Genomic DNA, 15,863 nt, shown 5'->3' with positions numbered 1-15,863 from the left:
ATGCGGGTGGTCTCGTTGGTGCCGTCGTTGACCGAGGCCGTGGCGGTGACGCTGCCCGGGACGCTGGTCGGCGCGACCGACTGGTGCACCCACCCGGCCGGGCTGGAGGTGCCGCGGGTCGGCGGCAGCAAGTACCCGGACCTGGACCGCGTCCGCGCCCTGCGGCCCGACGTGGTCCTGCTCAATGTGGAGGAGAACCGGCGCGAGGACGCGGACGCCCTGCGGGCGGCCGGCGTGTCGGTGCGGGTCACCTACCCGCGCACCGTGGACGAGGCGCTGGCCGAGCTGGCCGTTCTCCTGGCCGAGCTGGGCGCGCCCGCCGAGCCGCCATGGCTGGCGGACGCCCGCGGCGCCTGGGCCGCGCTGCCCGCCCGCGGCACGCCCCGTCGCGCGGTGGTGCCCGTGTGGCGGCGGCCGTGGGTGGTGCTGGGCCGCGACACGTTCGCCGGGGACGTCCTGCGCCGGCTGGGCGTCGCCAACCGCTACGCGGAGCACGCCGAGCGGTACCCCCGGCCGCCGCTGGACGAGCTGCGCGGCCGCGCGCCGGAGCTGGCGGTGCTGCCCGACGAGCCGTACCGGTTCACCGTGGACGACGGGCCGGAGGCGTTCCCGGGCGTGCCGTGCGCCCTGGTCTCCGGGCGGCACCTGACCTGGTACGGGCCGTCGCTGGCGGAGGCCCCCGCCGTCCTGGCGGCCCAGCTCGCCGCGCCGGTCACCTACCCGGCGGGGTGACCCGGCGGACCCGCCCCCGCCGCACGTCCACCACACTCCACACGACCGACGTGGACAGGGCGACCACCACCACCGCCAGGGTGAGCCAGACCGGCACCTTTCCCACCGGCGTCTCGGCGAGGATCAGCTTCGCCCCGGCGAAGGCGAGCACCACCGCGAGCCCGTAACGCAGGCACCCGAAGTGCCGCAACAGGCCGGCCAGGCAGAAGTAGAGGCTGCGCAGGCCGAGCACGGCGAACGCGGTGGCCGTCCAGACCAGGAACGTGTCGGTGGTGATGGCGAGGATCGCCGCCACCGAGTCGACCGCGAACACCACGTCGGTGCCCTCGATCGCGACGAGCGCGACCAGCAGCAGGGTGGCGTGCCGCCGGCCGTCGACCCGGGCGGTGAAGCGACCGCCGTGGTAGTGGGCGTCGGTCCGGGCCAGCCGGCGGAAGAGCCGGACCGCGAGGTTGCGCTCGGGATCGACGTCCGGTTCGCCGCGCACCGCCAGGCGCCAGCCGGTCCAGATCAGGAACGCCCCGAGGACGAGCCCGGCCCACGCGAGCCGGTCCAGCAGCTGCGCGCCGGCGAGGATGAAGGCGAGCCGGAACGCCAGGGCGCCGACCACCCCCCAGAACAGCACCTTGTGCTGGAACTCCGCCGGCACCCGGAAGTAGCGGAAGAGCAGCGCGAACACGAAGACGTTGTCCACCGACAGCGCCTTCTCCAGCAGATAGCCGGAGTAGTACGCGCCCGCCGGCTCGCCGCCCAGCCAGAACAGGACCACCAGGCCGAACGCCAACCCGGCGGTGATCCACACGGCCGACCAGGCGAGCGCCTCGCGCAGCTCGATGACGTGGTTGTCCCGGTGCGAGAGCACGTCGACCGCGAGCATCACGGCGATGACGGCGCCGACCGCAGCCCAGCCCCACAACGGCACCGAGAACGCCGCCTCGTCCACCCGGCGCCCCCCGCATCCGTGACGCCTGGTCCCCTGGCGACGGGCGTCGGCCACGGCCGCGCCGTCGCTGGACCACGTCGCCTCCGAGCCTAGGGGAACCGCCCGGCCCGCTGTCGGCGCTCCGGGAACTCGGCACCCGCCGAAGGGCCCGCCACCACGGGTCCTTCGCGCCTGGCGCGCCGCCCCTGCCCGGAGGTGCACTGCGGTCAGGAGAAAGGAGGCAGGCGATGGAGGGCAACCGACTGATCGTGGTGGGCGTCGACGGCTCCGAGGGTGGCCGCCGTGCCCTGCGGTGGGCGGCCGGCGAGGCGGCGACCCGGGGCGGCACCGTGCAGGTCGTGGTGGCCTGGCGGTGGGACGGCATCGAGACCGGCCCGACGACGGCGACCAACCCGACCGACGAGCGCGGGCACGCGTACGAGGTGCTCCGGCGGGCGATGGCCGACCTGGCCACCTGGCAGGGGCCCGGCCACCCGGTCGCCGGCGAGGTGGTCGAGGGACGGCCCGCCGACGCGCTGACCGCCGCCGCCCGGACCGCGGACCTGCTGGTGCTCGGCAGTCACGGGCACAGCCGGTTCCGGCACACCGTTCTCGGCTCGGTCAGCGAGGAGTGCGTCCGCAAGGCGAGCTGTCCGGTGGTGGTGGTACCGGCGCCGGTCGCGGCTCCACGGACCACCGGCGAGCCGGCGCTGCGCGCCTGATCCGGCCGCGGATGGCCGTTCCGTACCCGGGACGGCCACCCGCCGCTCGGCCACGGCGGGACGGGCGCCGCGCCGCGGCCGCAACGGCGGGACGGCAGCGGGCCCCGCCGCATCGGCGGGGCCCGCTGCCGGTGGGCTCAGGCGACCGGGGTGACCTGGTCGGCGCCCAGCTCGACCAGGCCGGTGTCGTCGACGTCGTAGGCGATCGTGCTCACCACGCGCACGACGCCGCTGACCTGCCCGGCGAGCCGGGCCGCCAGCTCGGCCGCGCTGCGCCGGTCGACCCGCCCGTCCATGGTGACCTCGCCGTCGCGGACCTGGACGGTCACCAGGCCGTCCCGCACGGCGAGCACCCGGCGCAGCACCTCCTGCACGACGTCCTCGCGGATCTCGGCGTCCGTGCGCAGGTGCACCCGGAGCAGGTCGCCGCGGGTGACGATGCCGACCAGCCGGCCGAGGTCGTCGAGCACCGGCAGCCGCTTCACCGACTCCTGGTCCATCAGCCGGGCCGCGGCGGGAATCGTCGCCGTCGGCCAGGTCGTGACCGCCGGGGCGGTCATCAGGTCCCGCGCCAGCAGCGCGTCCGCCTTCTCCCGGGCGGTGCGCTGGCGCCGGCCCTCGAAGATCCGGCGCTGGTCCGGGTGGCCGGCCCGCTCGATCTTGTGCAACAGGTCCGCCTGGGAGACCACGCCGAGCACCCGACGGAACCCGTCGATCACCGGCACGGCGCTGATGCCGCGCCGGACCAGCATGTCGACGATCTCCCGGTACGGGGTCTCCTCGCCAACCGTCGCGACGTCCCGGGTCATCACGTCGCCTACCTGCCACGTCCTCATCACGACCTCCTCGCCGTTTCCACCTCGGACGGTATGGCGGCGGAGGGTGGCGCCGTCAGGGCCGCGGGACCGGATCGACACGGCCGTGCGGACCGGGTCGGAAAGGGTCCAAGGTCCCGGTCCGGGAGGGCCCGGTCGGCCCTGACGGGCGGGCGCGCCGGAGCGTCCAATGGAACTGCCACCGGGAAGCGCGGTGCGAGCGCAGGAAGGGACGTGGAGACGATGACCGCGGCGATCAAGCGGAACACCGCCGAGACCATCAACCCGGCGGACGCGAAGCGGCGGCAGACCGAGACCCGCCGGGAGCGGGCCGCCCGCTACGTGCTGGCCGGCACCCGCCTGGCCCTGGGCTGGGTCTTCCTCTGGGCCTTCCTCGACAAGCTGTTCGGGCTGGGCATGGCGACCGAGGCCAAGAACGCCTGGATCGACGGCGGCAGCCCGACCAAGGGGTTCCTGACCTTCGGCGCGGCCGGCCCGTTCCAGGGCTTCTACAACGGCATCGCCGGCGCGGCCTGGGCCGACTGGCTCTTCATGATCGGGCTGGCGGCCATCGGCACCGCCCTCCTGCTCGGCATCGGCGTCCGCGTCGCCGCCGTCACCGGCGGGCTGCTCCTGGTCATGATGTGGACGGCCGTCCTGCCCCCCGAGAACAACCCGTTCATGGACGACCACCTCGTCTACGCCGCGGTGCTGGCCGTCATCGCCCTGCTGAACGCCGGCGACACCTGGGGCCTCGGCAAGGCTTGGGCCAAGCTCCCCCTCGTCCAGCGCTTCCCCTGGCTGCGCTGACCGATCCCGCGACACCCCGGGCAGCGGGCGCCACCACCGGTGGCGCCCGCTTCGCGCGTCCGGGCCGCCGCCCGTCGGGCATCGACCGGTCGCGATCCGGCAGGATCACGGTACGAAGGACGCAATGACGGACACGGCAGGAGAGGCCCGGATGAACCAGGCAGGCAAGCCCGAGGTGGGCCCGATCGAGGGGGCGCCTCCGGCCGACCTCGTCATCGAGGACATCACCGTCGGGGACGGACCCGAGGCGCGGGCCGGGCAGGTCGCCCGCGTGCACTACGTCGGCGTCGCGCACTCCACCGGGGGCGAGTTCGACGCGTCGTGGAACCGGGGCGAGCCCTTCGAGTTTCCGCTCGGCGGCGGGCGGGTCATCGCCGGCTGGGACCAGGGTGTGGTCGGCATGAGGGTCGGCGGCCGACGCCGCCTGACCATCCCGCCGCACCTCGGGTACGGCGAGCGGGGCGCGGCCGGCGTCATCAAGCCGGGCGAGACCCTGGTCTTCGTCGTCGACCTGCTCGGCGTCCGCTGACCGGCCCTTCTCGGCCCTTCGGTGGTCGCACCGGCCCTGCTGGCGCGCCCGCCGGGCACCGCCGCGAACCGGCCGCGGCAGGGGGACCTGCCGCGGCCGGTTGACCGGGTTCGCCCGGCGCGGGCCTGACCGGGCTCGGTCGTCAGGCGGCGACGAGGCTGCCGCTGGCGGCCTGGTCGGGCACGTCGGCGACGACGCGGACCACCCGGTGCAGGCCGGTCACCCGCAGGACCCGGGCCACCACCGGGTCGGGACCGACCAGCACCAGCTCGCCGCCGCCGGCGCGGAACCGCAGATGCGCGGCGGCCAGCGCGCGGACCCCGGCGGCGGAGAGAACGCGGACGCCGGACAGGTCGAGCCGGAGCGCCGAACGGGCCGGCGCGGCCCACAGGGCCGACCGCAGAGCGCCGACCGTGGCGATGTCGACCTCGCCCGTCGCTCGCACGTCCACCACCCGGTCGCCCATCGTGACCTCGAGGTGGAACCGCTCGTCCCGCTGTCCCATGCCCACGAATCTAGCCCGCACCACCGACAGTTCCGTCCTGCCGCGGGACGGAATCCGGGTACGACCAGGGTCGCACCGGGTGGGGTCGGGGATCCCCCTTCCGGGCGACCTCGGGGACGTTCCGGAAGGCACCGCCGGGCGTTCCGTGACCGGCCGCTGGGCGGACGGGGTCGCGACCTCGGGTACGACGGCGCGGCGATCGGCGCCGGCCGGAGTCGCTCGGGGGGCGACGCGCGGCGGATCGGCGGGTGAGAATGGGTGGATGGCCATCCCCCGTCCCCGCGCCCCGTGGCTCATCCGTCCCGTCCGCGAGCCGGCCACGGTGCCGCCACCGCTCGACGGGCCCTGGGCGCCCACCGACCGCCGGCTCGACGCCGTCGAGCTGCTCCCCCTGCCCGACGGCGTGTCCGGGCCGGAGGACGTGGTGGTCGATCCGGCCGGGCGGGTGGTCAGCGGGTCGGAGGACGGCAGCATCTGGTGGTGGCCGGTCGACGCGCCGGCGGGCACCCGACCGGAGCTGCTGGCCGAGACCGGGGGCCGGCCGCTGGGCGTGGAGATCGATCCGCGCGACGGCAGCCTGGTGGTCTGCGACGCGTACCGGGGGTTGCTGCGGGTGACCTGGGACGGAACGGTCCGGGAGCTGGGTGGTCCCGGGGCGCGGCCGCACCTGGCCGACAACGCGGCGGTCGCCCGCGACGGCACGGTCTACTTCACCGACTCGTCCAGCCGGTTCCCGGTGTCGCACTGGAAGCGGGACCTGCTGGAGCACCGCCCCAACGGGCGGGTGCTCGCGTACGACCCGGGCAGCGGGCGCACCGAGGTGGTCTGCGCCGGGCTCTACTTCCCGAACGGGATCGCGCTCACCCCGGACGAGTCCGCTCTGCTGCTGGTCGAGACCACGATCCACCGGCTGGTCCGGGTCGGCCTGCCGGACGGGGCGGTCACCGTCCTGGCGGACCTGCCCGCGTACCCGGACAACGTGGCCGCGGTGGGCGACGGGACGTACTGGATCGCGCTGCCCAGCCCCCGCGTGCCGATCGCCGAGCGGCTGCTGCCGCACCCCCGGCTGCGGCAGCTCGTCGCCGTGCTGCCGGCGGCGGTGCAACCGAAGCCGCTGCGCTACGGCCTGGTGGCCCTCGTGGACGGTGCCGGCCGCGTGCTGCGGACGCTGCACGGTCCGAGCGGGACGTACGACATGGTCACCGGGGTCCGCCAGGACGGCGACCAGCTGTGGCTGGGCAGCCTGACCGGCGCCGGGGTGGCCCGGGTGCCGTTGCACTGACCACCGACCCGGTCGACGACGCCCGGCCCGGACCGCCCCTCGGGCGTCCGGCCGTACGCCGGGGGCCCGGGGCCAGCTCGGACCCGGGCCCCGCGTACCGGACCGTCAGCCACCGCGGACGGACGGCACCGGTTCGGGCGAGCCGCCGGCCACCGCGCCGGGGTGCGGCGCCTGCGTGGGGCTCGGGCCGAGACCGGCCGGTACGGGCAGGGCGCTGCCCTTGACGTACCGGTCCCAGCTCACGTTCCACGCGGTCCAGCCGTTGCCCTCGGTCAGCTCCACCTCGGTGCCCTTGATCGTCACCAGGTCACCGACCTGGGTGATGTTCATCAGCCAGTCCGCCGCGGCCGCGGAGACGTTGGTGCAGCCGTGGGAGACGTTGATGTTCCCCTGGTCCCCCTCCGACCACGGCGCGCCGTGGATGAACTCCCCACCCCAGGTGAGCCGCTGCGCGTCCTCGACGTCGACGACGTACGGGTCGGCCGAACCCCGGGTGTCGAACGTGGTGAACTGGTGTTTCTCCATGATCACCATCTTGCCGCTGGAGGTCGGCGTGCTCGGCTTGCCCATGCTGACCGGGATCTTGCGGACGAGCTTGCCGTCGCGCAGCACGGACATCTGCTTGGTGGCGTTGTCGATCTCCAGCGACACCTGCCGGCCGATCTTCGAGGTCGCCCTCCGGTCGGCGTCACCCACGTACTGCTTGCCGATCGGCAGGCCCTCCAGGCCGGCGCGGACGCTGATGCTGGTGCCCGGCCGCCAGAAGTCGGGCGCCCGGTAGTAGACCTGGCTGCCGTCGGACACCCACGACCACACGCCCGGCTGCGGCGGGTTGGTCTTCACGAACAATCGCCGCTGCACGTCCGCCCTGGCCTCTTTCGGAATGGGCGGGTCGAAGGCGACGGTAACCGGCATGGCGGTTCCGTACGTCTGTTTGTCGGCGAAATACAACGTGCTGGTGATCTGCGGCTTGGTCGATTTCGGCATTGTCGTGAACGTCGTCCTGCGGGTGGTCGTGGCACCCGAGTCCCCGGTTGCGGTCACCTCGGCGGTGTACGTCCGTTTCGGCTTCAACGGAGCGTTCGGCACCCACCCGGAGCCGTCCTCCCGTGGTTCCGCCTTGACCTCGGCGCCCTTGTCGTCGACGATCCGGACCGCGGTCACCTTGCCGCCCTTGACGGCCGTGCCCACCTCGGCGCTGACCGGCACGTCCCGGGTCCGGTCGGACGGTGTGACGGTCAGTTCCGGTGGGGCGGCCCGGCCCCCCGCCCGCTCGCCCGACTTGCCGTCGGCGGTGCATCCGACAAGGGCCAACGGTGCCGCCACGACGGTCACCGCGAGCAGCGTCATTCGCCGCCTGAATTCCATGAGCGTCCCCCCGTTTATTGCTTTCCCTCCGCCACATTCTCTCCGTCCCACGCCCCGGATAACGCATTTTCAGCGGATCCCCCGCTGCAATTATCGCCCCTATTTTCCGGTCCCACGCGCCCTGCGCCGGCCGCTACCGACCGTGCCTGATCGCCGCCGACCGTCCGCCTTCGACCCGCCCCGCCCCGTTCGCCGGGAACCGGGTCCGAACGTCAGCCGGCTCGGCCTTCGGCCGGCGGTGCGAGTTCTCGAACCGCACGACAGAGCTGCCCCCGTCCCGGGCGGCCGCCGCAGCAGTCGTCGGGCCGCGAACGAAGGGCGCCCCTGACCGGCCGGATCCGGCCGGTCAGGGGCGCCCACGCGTCCCGTTCAGAGGTTGGCGATCAGCACCGCCGGGCGTTCGACGCAGTCCGCGACGTGCCGCAGGAAACCGCCGGCCACCCCACCGTCGCACACCCGGTGGTCGAAGGTGAGGCTGAGCTGCGTCACCTTCCGCACCGCGAGTTGGCCGTCGACCACCCACGGCTTGTCCACGATCCGCCCCACGCCGAGCAGCGCCGCCTCCGGGTGGTTGATGATCGGGGTGGAGCCGTCCACGCCGAACACGCCGTAGTTGTTCAGCGTGAACGTGCCGCCGGTGAGCCGGGCCGGGGGAAGGGTGCCGGCCCGCGCCGCCGCCGTGGTCTCGCTCAGCGCGGCGGCCAGCTCGGCGGTGGTGAGGCGCTGCGCGTCCCGCAGCACCGGCACCACCAGGCCCCGCTCGGTCTGTGCCGCGATGCCCAGGTGGACCCCGGCGGACTGGACGATCCGCTGCCCCTCGCCGTCCACCCGGGCGTTGAGCTGCGGGAACCTGCGCAGCCCGGACAGGCAGACGCGGGCCAGCAACGCCAGGACGCTCACCGGGGCGTCCGGCGTGGCGGCGTTGATCGCCGCACGGGTCTCCAGCAGGGCGGTCGCGTCGACGTCCACCCAGATGGTGACGTCGGGAATCTCCCGGCGACTGCGGGACAGCTTGTCGGCGATCGCCTTGCGGATGCCGGTCAGCGGCACCACCACATCGCCCTCGCCGAGCCCGACGTGCGCGCCGGGAACGTCCGGCACGGCGGCGAGCCGGGCCGGCGCGGCCGGGGTGGCGGCCTCGACGTCGGCCCGGCGGATCACACCGCCCGGCCCGGTGCCGCGCACCGTCGCCAGGTCCACGCCCCGTTCCCTGGCCAGCCGCCGCACGATCGGCGAGATGACCAGCACCGGGTGCCGGCCGGCGGGCGGCGGCGCGGCGGCGACGGGCGCCGACGGGCTGGACGCCGGGACCGCCTCCGGCGCCGGACGCGGCCGGCGGCGACGCCGGCCGGACCCACCGTGCCCGGTTCCGTACCCGATCAGCACGTTCCCGGAGCCGGCCCGCTCCTCCTCGCGGTAGGTGGCATGCCCCGGCGGCTCCGTGGGCGCGGGGACGTCGTCCAGCGGCGCGATCGTGATGAGCGGCTGGCCGACCGGCCGTACCTCACCCGCCGCGCCGTGCAGGGCCACGACCCGACCGGCGTACGGGCACGGCACGTCGACGACCGCCTTGGCGGTCTCCACCTCGACGACGGTCTGGTCCACCGTCACCGTGTCGCCGACCGCGACCCGCCACTCGACGATCTCCGCCTCGGTCAGCCCCTCCCCCAGGTCCGGGAGCAGGAAGTCCCGGGTTCCGACAGCGCTCATGCCGGCACTCCGCTTCGCTCCGTGCCGTCCTGCGGCACCACAGCGCTGAGCTGATGATTCGCTCGCTGACGCTCGCTCATGCCGCCACCCACCGCTCGTCCGGCCGGTCGTCCCACTGGAGGCGGGCCACCGCGTCGAGCACCCGGTCCACCGACGGCAGGTGGGTGTGCTCCAGCATCGGCGCCGGGTACGGGATGTCCAGGCCGGACACCCGCAGCACCGGGGCGTGCAGCGCGTGGAAGCAGCGCTCCTGCACCCGGGCGGCGATCTCGGCCCCGACGCCGGCGAAGCCCTGCGCCTCCTGGATCACCACGCAGCGGCCGGTCCGGCGTACCGACGCGGTGACGGTGCCGTCGTCGAACGGCACGATCGTGCGCACGTCGACGACCTCCAGGTCCCAGCCCTCCGCGCGGGCGGCCTCGGCGGCCTCCAGCGCCACCGGCACCGCCGGTCCGTACGCCACGAGCGTGGCGTCGGTGCCGGCACGTCGGACGACCGCGCGGCCGAACGGCTCGCTCCGGGCGGGCAGCTCCGCCTCGGCGCTGGCGAAGTAGAGCTTCTTCGGCTCCATGAACACGACCGGGTCCGGGTCCTCGATCGCCTCGCGCAGCAGCGAGTACGCGTCGGCGACGGTCGCCGGCGTGACCACCTTCAGGCCGGGCGTGTGCGCGTAGTACGCCTCGGAGGAGTCGCAGTGGTGCTCGACGCCGCCGATGCCGCCCGCGTACGGCACACGGATGACGATGGGCACGCTCAGCGCGCCCCGGGTGCGGTTGCGCAGCTTCGCCACGTGCGACGCGATCTGCTCGAACGCCGGGTACGCGAACGCGTCGAACTGCATCTCCACGACCGGTCGCAGGCCGGACATGGCCAGGCCGACCGCGAAGCCGACGATGCCGGCCTCGGCGAGCGGGGTGTCGAAGCACCGCTTGTCCCCGAAGCGGGCCTGCAGCCCGTCGGTGATCCGGAAGACGCCGCCGAGCTGGCCGACGTCCTCACCGAAGACGACGACCCGCTCGTCGTCGAGCATCGCGTCGGCGAGCGCGGCGTTGAGCGCCTTCGCCATGGTCAGCGCGGCCATCAGGCGTCCCCCTCCTGGTCGGCGGCCAGCTCGGCGCGGACCTGCTCGCGCTGCTCGACCAGTTGCGGGGTCGGCTGCGCGTAGACGTGCTCGAACAGGCTCAGCGGTTGGACGGTGGGCTTGTCGTGCATCCGCGTCCGCAGGTCGGCCGCGTACGCCTCGGCCTCCTCGGCGACGGCGGCCGCGGCCGCGTCGTCGAGCGCGCCGCGGGCCCGCAGGTACGTCTCCAGCCGGGCGACCGGGTCCCGGTCCCGCCACGCCGCCACCTCGTCGGCGTCCCGGTAGCGCGTCTGGTCGTCGGCGTTGGTGTGCGGCTCCATCCGGTAGGTGTGCGCCTCGACCAGGAACGGGCCGTGCCCGGCGCGGGCGTGCTCGACCGCGCGGGTGAGCACGGCGAGGACGGCGACCGGGTCGTTGCCGTCCACCTGCTCGCTGGGCACGCCGTAGCCGACGCCCTTGTACGCGAGGCTCGGCGCGGCGGTCTGCCGGGACAGCGGGACGCTGATCGCGTACCGGTTGTTCTGCACGAAGTAGACGACCGGCGCCTTGAACACGGCGGCAAAGTTGACCCCCTCGTGGAAGTCGCCCTCGCTGGTCGCGCCGTCGCCGATGAACGCCAGCGCCACCGTGTCCCGCCCCTGGTACGCCTCCCCGTACGCCAGGCCGGCGGCGTGCACGCACTGGGTGGCGAGCGGGGTGCACTGCGGGGCGGTACGCCGGGCGGCCGGGTCGTACCCGCAGTGCCAGTCGCCGCGCAGCAGGGTGAGCACCTCGACCGGGTCGATGCCGCGGGCGGTCAGCGCCATCGACTCGCGGTAGGTGGGGAAGACCCAGTCGTCGTCGCGCAGGGCGAGCACGGCGCCGACCTGGCAGGCCTCCTGGCCGCGGGAGGACGGGTAGACGGCGAGCCGGCCCTGCTTGGTCAGGGCGGTGGCCTGGACGTCGAAGCGGCGGCCGATCACCATCCGCCGGTACATCTCCAGGAGCGCCTCGAGGGGCGGCTCCGGGTAGTCGGGCTGGGCCGGCAGCGGGGTGCCGTCGGGGGCGAGCAGGCGGACCGGCTCACCGGCGGGCAGCAGCGCGCCGGCCGGGTCCGGCGTGGTGGCCGGCCGGGGAGCGCGCCGGGACGCCCGGCGGACCTGGGGTGTGGTCGTCACGGCGGGAACCTCCTGGACATCTGGTGCGCCTATGCTCCTGCCGTCGGATGATTGACTCAAGATTCGCCGTGAACGTGGGACGGTTGGCAGACAGGAGGTGGCTGGATGAGCCAGGAGTCCGGCCCGGAGATGACCGGGGCTGTCGGAACGGGACGATCGGCCCGCGTCCTGGACGAGGTGGACCGGCACATCCTGGCCGAACTGGTGCGCGACGGGCGCACCTCGGTACGCACGCTGGCCGAGCGGATCCACATCTCCCGCACCAACGCGTACGCCCGGATGGAACGGCTGGTGCGCGACGGCGTGATCACCGGCTTCCACGCGCAGGTCGCACCGGAGGCGGCGGGCCTGGGCACGTCGGCGTACGTCGCCATAACCATCGAGCAGAACACCTGGCGTGAGGTGTCCGCGGAGCTGGCGCGGGTGCGCTACATCGAGCACGCCGCCCTGCTCGGCGGCGACCACGACGTCCTCGCCCTGGTCCGCGCGCCGGACAACGCCACCCTGCGCGACGTGGTGCTGAGCCGGGTGCAGAGCATCCCCGGGGTGCTGTCGACCCGCACCTGGCTGGTGTTCCACGAGTTCGACGGCGACCTCAGCCCCTGGGAGTGAACGGCCGGCCCGCGGGTCCGCCCCGGCGGCGCGGGTCGGCCGCTGCAACAAACCTGCACACCACAGTCCTTGCCTTCGGGGAAACCGCTTTCCTAGCATTGCATTTCATCAATGTTTCGTTCTGGTGCCGGGCGGACGACCAGGTGGGCGCGGGAACCTCCCGGGCCCGAAGACGAAGGTGAGACGAGATGAGACGACCAGTCGCGCTGCGACTCCACGCGGCGCTGGCCGCGGGCGCACTCGGCGCCGCGATCCTGGTGGCCCTGCCGCTGCCCCAGGCATCGGCGGCGACCGGCACCGCCACCGGCTACGCGACCCGCAACGGTGGGACCACCGGCGGCACGGGCGGGCAGACGGTGCGGGCCACCACCGGAACCGCGATCCACGCGGCCCTGTGCGGCCGGGCCAGCAGCAGCACCCCGATCATCATCCAGGTCGAAGGGACCATCAACCACGGCAACACCAGCAAGGTGTCCGGAGGAAGCTGCAACACCGCCGACGGCGTGATCGAGCTCAAGCAGATCAGCAACATCACGATCATCGGTGTCGGCAACGGCGCGGTCTTCGACCAGGTCGGCATCCACATCCGCGAGGCCAGCAACATCGTCATCCAGAACGTGACCGTCCGGAACGTCAAGAAGTCGGGCTCCCCGACGTCCAACGGCGGCGACGCCATCGGCATGGAGAGCAACGTCCGCAACGTCTGGGTCGACCACGTCACCCTGGAGGCCTCGGGCGGGGAGTCGGAGGGCTTCGACGGCCTCTTCGACATGAAGAACAACACCCAGTACGTGACCCTGTCCTACAGCATCCTGCGCAACTCCGGCCGCGGCGGCCTCGTCGGGTCCAGCGAGAGCGACCTCTCCAACGGGTTCATCACCTACCACCACAACCTGTACGAGAACATCGACTCCCGTACGCCCCTGCTGCGCGGCGGCGTCGCGCACATCTTCAACAACCACTACGTGCGCCTCAACGAGTCCGGCATCAACTCGCGGGCCGGAGCCCAGGCGAAGGTGGAGAACAACTACTTCGCGAACTCCACGGACGTCCTCGGCACGTTCTACACCAACGAACGCGGCTACTGGCAGGTCAGCGGCAACGTCTTCAGCAACGTGACCTGGTCCAGCCCCGGCAGCGAGAACTACCCCGCCGGCCCCAACGTCCAGTCCAACACCAGCGTCAGCATCCCGTACTCGTACCGCCTCGACGGGGCGAGCTGCGTGCCGGACATCGTCCGGCAGACGGCCGGTGCCAACAAGGGCATGCGGGTCTCGGACGGCAACTGCACGCCGCAGTCACCGACGCCGGGGCCGACCGGTCCCGCGCCCACCACGCCCCCGCCGACCACTCCCCCGCCGGCCAGCCCCACGCCGAGCCAGCCCAGCGGCACCAACCTCAGCATCGGGGCCGGCTCCGACGGCTCCAGCAAGGCCAGCGGCACGAGCTACGGCAACGTGCGGGACGGCAACATGAGCACGTACTGGTCGCCGGCCGGCTCAACCGGCTCCATCTCGATCAAGTGGGACTCCGCCACCACGGTGTCCCGGATCAACATCCGGGAGGCGTCCGGCGCGGTCGGGAACATCGGCTCCTGGCGGGTCCTCAACCACGACACCGGAGCGGTCCTGCGGACCGGCAGCGGCGCCGGCGTCATCACCTTCGGGGCGACCTCGCTGCGGAAGATCACCTTTGAGATCACCGGCGCGAGCGGCACGCCGCGCGTCGCCGAGTTCGAGACGTACGCCAGCTAGTGCCAAACCGCCCGCCGTCCCGGCGGACCGATCCGGGGCCGGTGCGGGACGCAGCCGGGAACCCCCGGCAGCAGGCGGACCAACCGCGCGGTGCGGCGATATGCCTGGGAGGCATGATCATGCCTCCCAGGCATATCGCTTCGTCACGTATGCCGTGCCGCCGCGGGATGGCCGCGGCGTCGCGCGACGCGCGGTCGCCCTAGAGTCTCCGACGTGCCGCCACGCGCCGGTCCGTGTCCACGGATCGGCCGACCCGGCGCGTCTAATAGGGCGTGACGTTCGAGGAGTACGCGTTCGCCCGCGCACCCGCGCTGATGCGGCTCGCCCGGTTGCTGACCGGCGACGAGCACCGCGCCGAGGACCTGGTCCAGGAGGTCCTCGCCAAGGCGTACGCCCGCTGGGGGCGCATCGCGCGGACGGACCGGCCCGACGCGTACGTGCGCCGCATGCTCGTCAACGCCCACCACTCCTGGTGGCGCCGGCGCAGCAGCCGCGAGATCGCCCTCGACGTGATGACCGATCGGGCCGGCGCCGGCGACGAGGCCGCCCGCGTCGACGAACGCGACGCCCTGTGGCGGCTCGTCCGTGCGCTCCCGCCACGTCAGCGCACGGTGATCGTCCTGCGCTACTACGAGGACCTCGACGACACGAGGATCGCCGAGATCATGGACTGTTCGACTGTCACCGTCCGCACGCACGCGAGCCGGGCGCTGGCGGCGCTGCGTGAGCGGCAGGGAACACCGGGCCCCGCCCGGACCGGAGGGAACTGATGTCCAGCGATCTCGATCAGCGGCTCGCCGCGACGCTCAAGCACCACGCGGGCGGGGACGTCGACCCCGCGCCGATCGTGGCGCATGCCCGGCGTCGCGGGCGCCGCCTCCGGCTGCGCCGCCGCGGACTGGTCGCCGGGGGCACGACCGCGGCGTGCGCGGCCCTGGCCGCGGTGGTGCTGGTGTTCCCGGCCGGTCCGGTACCCGACGGTACGACCGTGACCGCCGCACTCGCACTGCCGGAGGCGCCGGGCCAGGCCGGTGCGATCGCGCGCCCGGAGGTCGTCGGCGCCGATCCCGGCATCGTGCACTTCACGACCGACCCTCTGGTGAGCGGCGCCGAGGTCGCCACCTGGAGTGCGGGGCGCGGCATCGAGAGTGTCGAGTTCCGCGGCCCGTCCGGTCAGGCGCGGTTCATGCTGGCGCGCGACCCGGCGACGCTGGACGCGGTGCAACAGACACTGTCGTCGGCGGGCCGGCCCCAGCCACCGACCGACGTTCAGGTGAACGGCCGCCCCGGCACGGCCTGGTTCGACCCGTCCGGCGACCAGAAACTGTGGTTCGTCCGCTGGCAACCGGTCGACGGGCTCTGGGCCCAGCTCGACATCTACGCCACCACCCGCGACGACGCCGCCGACACGGCGGGTCGGGTCCGGTTCGACGGTGCCCGGCGCTGCGTGGTGCCGTTCCGCCTGCGGTCGCTGCCGCCCGGCGGGCGGCTGCTCGAATGCTCGATCACGCTGTTCAAGCGGGCGGGCAGCGCCTTCCGGGAGGGGTCGCTGGTCGTCGGGGACGAATCCGGTCGCTGGCTGACGGTCCGGGCGTCGTACGTCGGGCCCGGCTACGAGGCATCGGCGGGCGATCTCGACGCCGGGCCATACCGCGCTCGCCGGCAGGGCAGCGACGTCCTGGAGATGGTCGTCGAGCCCTGTGTGGTCGAGGCCTTCCTCGACGGCTGGGGAAACGGCTATCCGGAGTCGGACGGCCTGACGGTCCTCGGCGGGTACCGGCCGGCCCGGGACCTGAACCGCCCCGACAGCTGGTGACGCCAGGCAAGGGATCGACGGTTACGAGTGGCGCAACTACCATCGTTG

The 15,863-nt window shown here is 73.7% G+C and carries 16 protein-coding genes; 9 read left to right on the top strand and 7 right to left on the bottom strand.

Features of this window, described 5'->3' with window-relative positions:
- Nucleotides 1-732, top strand: coding sequence for a helical backbone metal receptor (locus EV376_RS17050; protein WP_130324431.1), 732 nt, complete (start codon nt 1-3; stop codon nt 730-732).
- Here the strand turns inward: EV376_RS17050 and EV376_RS17045 are convergent.
- Nucleotides 713-1,675 (bottom strand): TerC family protein, encoded by a 963-nt coding sequence (locus tag EV376_RS17045; protein WP_486482664.1) that lies wholly within the window; start codon nt 1,673-1,675, stop codon nt 713-715. The genes EV376_RS17050 and EV376_RS17045 overlap by 20 nt on opposite strands.
- A gap of 227 nt (nt 1,676-1,902) precedes the next feature.
- Between EV376_RS17045 and EV376_RS17040 the strand changes: the two genes are divergently transcribed.
- Entirely contained in the window at nt 1,903-2,376 is a 474-nt protein-coding gene (locus EV376_RS17040) for a universal stress protein (RefSeq protein ID WP_130324429.1), read from the top strand.
- A gap of 137 nt (nt 2,377-2,513) precedes the next feature.
- Here EV376_RS17040 and EV376_RS17035 read toward each other — a convergent pair whose 3' ends face one another.
- Nucleotides 2,514-3,212 carry a CBS domain-containing protein gene (locus EV376_RS17035; RefSeq protein WP_130324427.1) on the bottom strand — a complete coding sequence of 233 codons (699 nt, stop codon included), beginning with the start codon at nt 3,210-3,212 and terminating at the stop codon, nt 2,514-2,516.
- A gap of 213 nt (nt 3,213-3,425) precedes the next feature.
- Between EV376_RS17035 and EV376_RS17030 the strand changes: the two genes are divergently transcribed.
- Both EV376_RS17030 and EV376_RS17025 read left to right on the top strand, forming a co-directional pair.
- Nucleotides 3,426-4,001 (top strand): DoxX family membrane protein, encoded by a 576-nt coding sequence (locus EV376_RS17030; protein ID WP_130324425.1) that lies wholly within the window; start codon nt 3,426-3,428, stop codon nt 3,999-4,001.
- Nucleotides 4,002-4,152: 151 nt separating this feature from the next.
- The gene (locus EV376_RS17025; RefSeq protein WP_130324423.1) at nt 4,153-4,530 is read left to right on the top strand and encodes an FKBP-type peptidyl-prolyl cis-trans isomerase; all 378 of its coding nucleotides are present in this window, start codon (nt 4,153-4,155) and stop codon (nt 4,528-4,530) included.
- A gap of 142 nt (nt 4,531-4,672) precedes the next feature.
- Here the strand turns inward: EV376_RS17025 and EV376_RS17020 are convergent, their stop codons facing one another.
- Nucleotides 4,673-5,035: an STAS domain-containing protein gene (locus EV376_RS17020; RefSeq protein WP_130324421.1), complete on the bottom strand. Its 363-nt coding sequence runs from the start codon at nt 5,033-5,035 to the stop codon at nt 4,673-4,675.
- A 262-nt stretch (nt 5,036-5,297) separates the two neighbouring features.
- Between EV376_RS17020 and EV376_RS17015 the strand changes: the two genes are divergently transcribed.
- Nucleotides 5,298-6,317 (top strand): SMP-30/gluconolactonase/LRE family protein, encoded by a 1,020-nt coding sequence (locus EV376_RS17015; RefSeq protein ID WP_130324419.1) that lies wholly within the window; start codon nt 5,298-5,300, stop codon nt 6,315-6,317.
- A 105-nt stretch (nt 6,318-6,422) separates the two neighbouring features.
- Here EV376_RS17015 and EV376_RS17010 read toward each other — a convergent pair whose 3' ends face one another.
- The 4 genes from EV376_RS17010 to pdhA form a co-directional block, all read right to left on the bottom strand.
- Complete coding sequence (locus EV376_RS17010; protein WP_130324417.1) at nt 6,423-7,685, bottom strand: Ig-like domain-containing protein; 1,263 nt, start codon at nt 7,683-7,685, stop codon at nt 6,423-6,425.
- Between the two features lie 369 nt (nt 7,686-8,054).
- On the bottom strand, nt 8,055-9,395 hold the full coding sequence (locus tag EV376_RS17005) for a dihydrolipoamide acetyltransferase family protein (RefSeq protein ID WP_130324415.1): 1,341 nt from the start codon (nt 9,393-9,395) through the stop codon (nt 8,055-8,057).
- 76 nt (nt 9,396-9,471) lie between these two features.
- A complete protein-coding gene (locus EV376_RS17000) occupies nt 9,472-10,476 on the bottom strand; it encodes an alpha-ketoacid dehydrogenase subunit beta (RefSeq protein WP_130324413.1) in 1,005 nt (334 codons plus the stop codon).
- The gene (gene pdhA, locus EV376_RS16995; protein WP_207228561.1) at nt 10,476-11,666 is read right to left on the bottom strand and encodes a pyruvate dehydrogenase (acetyl-transferring) E1 component subunit alpha; all 1,191 of its coding nucleotides are present in this window, start codon (nt 11,664-11,666) and stop codon (nt 10,476-10,478) included. Before pdhA ends, EV376_RS17000 begins: the two co-directional genes overlap by 1 nt.
- A gap of 72 nt (nt 11,667-11,738) precedes the next feature.
- On the opposite strand from pdhA, the gene EV376_RS16990 reads away from it, so the two are divergent.
- The 4 genes from EV376_RS16990 (at nt 11,739) to EV376_RS16975 (ending at nt 15,815) form a co-directional block, all read left to right on the top strand.
- Nucleotides 11,739-12,245 carry an Lrp/AsnC family transcriptional regulator gene (locus EV376_RS16990; protein ID WP_130324409.1) on the top strand — a complete coding sequence of 169 codons (507 nt, stop codon included), beginning with the start codon at nt 11,739-11,741 and terminating at the stop codon, nt 12,243-12,245.
- A gap of 188 nt (nt 12,246-12,433) precedes the next feature.
- Entirely contained in the window at nt 12,434-13,999 is a 1,566-nt protein-coding gene (locus tag EV376_RS16985) for a pectate lyase family protein (RefSeq protein WP_130324407.1), read from the top strand.
- 272 nt (nt 14,000-14,271) lie between these two features.
- Nucleotides 14,272-14,769, top strand: coding sequence for a SigE family RNA polymerase sigma factor (locus tag EV376_RS16980; RefSeq protein WP_130324405.1), 498 nt, complete (start codon nt 14,272-14,274; stop codon nt 14,767-14,769).
- On the top strand, nt 14,769-15,815 hold the full coding sequence (locus EV376_RS16975) for a hypothetical protein (protein WP_130324403.1): 1,047 nt from the start codon (nt 14,769-14,771) through the stop codon (nt 15,813-15,815). The genes EV376_RS16980 and EV376_RS16975 overlap by 1 nt, the downstream gene beginning before the upstream one ends.
- Nucleotides 15,816-15,863 lie beyond the last annotated feature (48 nt).

This window comes from Micromonospora sp. CNZ295, assembly GCF_004217535.1.
The sequence above is the reverse complement of the archived record's forward strand: the minus strand, read 5'-3'. Positions and strand labels throughout refer to the sequence as shown.